Annotated in this window: 2 protein-coding genes; both read right to left on the bottom strand. The window is 23.7% G+C overall.

Annotation, left to right across the window (positions count from 1 at the left end; all coding sequences use genetic code 11):
- Positions 1 to 149: 149 nt before the first annotated feature.
- The gene (locus tag G3997_RS06905) at positions 150 to 938 is read right to left on the bottom strand and encodes an MORN repeat-containing protein (RefSeq protein WP_296644782.1); all 789 of its coding nucleotides are present in this window, start codon (positions 936 to 938) and stop codon (positions 150 to 152) included.
- A gap of 342 nt (positions 939 to 1,280) precedes the next feature.
- Positions 1,281 to 2,147 carry a YitT family protein gene (locus G3997_RS06910; RefSeq protein ID WP_296644783.1) on the bottom strand — a complete coding sequence of 289 codons (867 nt, stop codon included), beginning with the start codon at positions 2,145 to 2,147 and terminating at the stop codon, positions 1,281 to 1,283.
- Positions 2,148 to 2,389 lie beyond the last annotated feature (242 nt).

Genomic DNA, 2,389 nt, shown 5'->3' on the forward strand with positions numbered 1-2,389 from the left:
AATTATATATTATCTATCTATAATGAAYATTTATAAAACAATTAATACTTGTTAGTATAATTATTCTATATTCAATTAGTATTTAATTTATTAAAAGTAATAATACATTCATTCAAAAAAATAAGCTTTATCTAAATTTATAGATAAAGCTAAAGTTTTATTGAAAATAATTCATCTAAACTTCTATCAAATATACACGGTTTATCAAACTTCCAAGTTCCTTCATATATTAATTCATTATTTAAATAAAAAATTCCATCTCCATGTTTTTTACCATGTAAAAATTCACCTTCGTATCTTTTGCCTTCTTCCCATATATATATGCCCTTGCCGTGTACTAAGTTATTTTTCCATTCTCCTTCATATATTATTTTTCCATGATTATCATAGCATGCACCATATCCATCCATCTTATTATTCTTAAACTCACCTATATACATACTATTATCTCTCCATATGTATATACCTTTGCCATGTTTTTTACCATCTAACCAATTACCAATATATTCATCCTTACTTTTATATATCATCTGACCCATTCCATTTATAGTATCATCTAAAAACTCACCCATATATACATTTTCACTTTTAAATGTACATATTCCAAGACCACACTTCATATTGTCTTTAAATTCGCCTATATATTCTATGCCTTCTACAAAATTGTAAGAACCTATTCCTTCCATCTTTCCATCTACTATTTTTCCTATGTATATATCTCCATTAGAAAAATTATATACCTTACTTTTATTTTCAATGATATCTATTTCTTTATAATTATTTTTTTCTAAATACATAACTTCTTCATTAGAAGCCTCTTTAGACTTTCTTTTAGCTATTTTCTGTCTTTTAATAATAGCATTAACTTCTCTTTTTATCTTATTTATAATTGATGTATAATCATTGTACATATCATAATGTTCTTTAGATAAATTCATAACTTTTGTATCTCCTATAATATTAGTAATTATAACTTCAATAAATTTATTATATATATATATCATATTATTTACTAGGTATATTTTTATWTTATTTACTAGGTATATTTTTATTTTATAAAAAAATAAAGTGTTTAAAAACACTTTATTTTTAAAATAGAACATTTTCCGATTCACTTAAATAGCTTAAGTTACCCGCTCCTACACACTATGTATCATTTTCAATTTTACGTAATTTATATTTTTATATAAATACCCGATATAGTTATATTACCCTAGAGTTTTGAGAGACTCGCCTCTCCTTAAATATTATATCTATAATTCAATATTTTATACATTATTTTATAAATATTTTTCTTTAAAACCTCTTCCTTTAACTTCTGTAACATCATTCACTGATATAAATGATCTTTTATCATAAGTTAAAGCTATTTCTTTAATTTTTGGTATCTCATTACTAGATACTATGCAGTATATAATTCTTTTTCTTTCTTTTGTATATGCACCTTCTGCTTCTAAAAATGTTACTCCTCTTTTAAGAACATTCATAATATCACCTGCTATAGATTCACTTTCTCTAGATATAACCATAACTGATTTTTGAGAGTTCATTGCATCTTTTGTAAAATTCATAGCAGAAGCACTTAAAAACATTTCTATTAAAGTATATAATGCTAAATCCATTCCAAATAACATTGCACTCACTAAAACAATTAATATATTTATAGTTAATGTAGTATCCTTCATATCTATATTTTTTTTAAATTTTAATATTGCACCTATTATATCTGTTCCACCTTGAGATGACTTAGTCCTAAATACTAGCCCTGATCCAATTCCAGCTAGTATTCCCCCAAATACACTTTGTAGTAATATATCTCTTACTGGTATAATACCCCCTATATTTTGAGTTAATCCTAGCAATAAAGAAAATAATATCATATTAATTAAGCTCGATATACAAAAATCCTTTTCTAAGTATATAAATCCTAATATAAATATTGGTATATTTATTAAAAATGTCAATAACCCTACATTTACTCCTGTTAAATAATTTATAGCTGTGGATATACCAGCTACTCCTCCACTTAGTAAATGTGCTGGTCTTATAAATCCATTTATTCCTATACATGCTATTATCATACCTGTCATTATCATAAGGTATCTTATAAAAATATTATCTTCTACAGTAGTATTAACTTTACTCATTTCATTCTCCCCTTTAAACTAAAAAGTATATACTATACTTTATTTTCCATTACACGTTATATTATATTAACTTTTTATCGTATGTCTACTATATTTTTAATTTGCCATTATTATTCTTATAGTTTATAGAAAGACAATTATTCATGTCTCATTTTTCAAGTTTATTATATTTTTATTATAAAAAAATATTTTAACCTTAAATATATTAATATTTTCAATAATAAAAATAAATCACATCACAT

It is taken from the genome of Romboutsia sp. 13368, from assembly GCF_018336475.1.
Taxonomy (GTDB): domain Bacteria; phylum Bacillota; class Clostridia; order Peptostreptococcales; family Peptostreptococcaceae; genus Romboutsia.

Excerpts from the sequence above, each read along its gene's own strand:
- G3997_RS06910 (WP_296644783.1), bottom strand. The coding sequence starts at position 2,147 with ATGAGTAAAGTTAATACTACTGTAGAAGATAATATTTTTATAAGATAC.
- G3997_RS06905 (WP_296644782.1), bottom strand. The coding sequence starts at position 938 with ATGAATTTATCTAAAGAACATTATGATATGTACAATGATTATACATCA.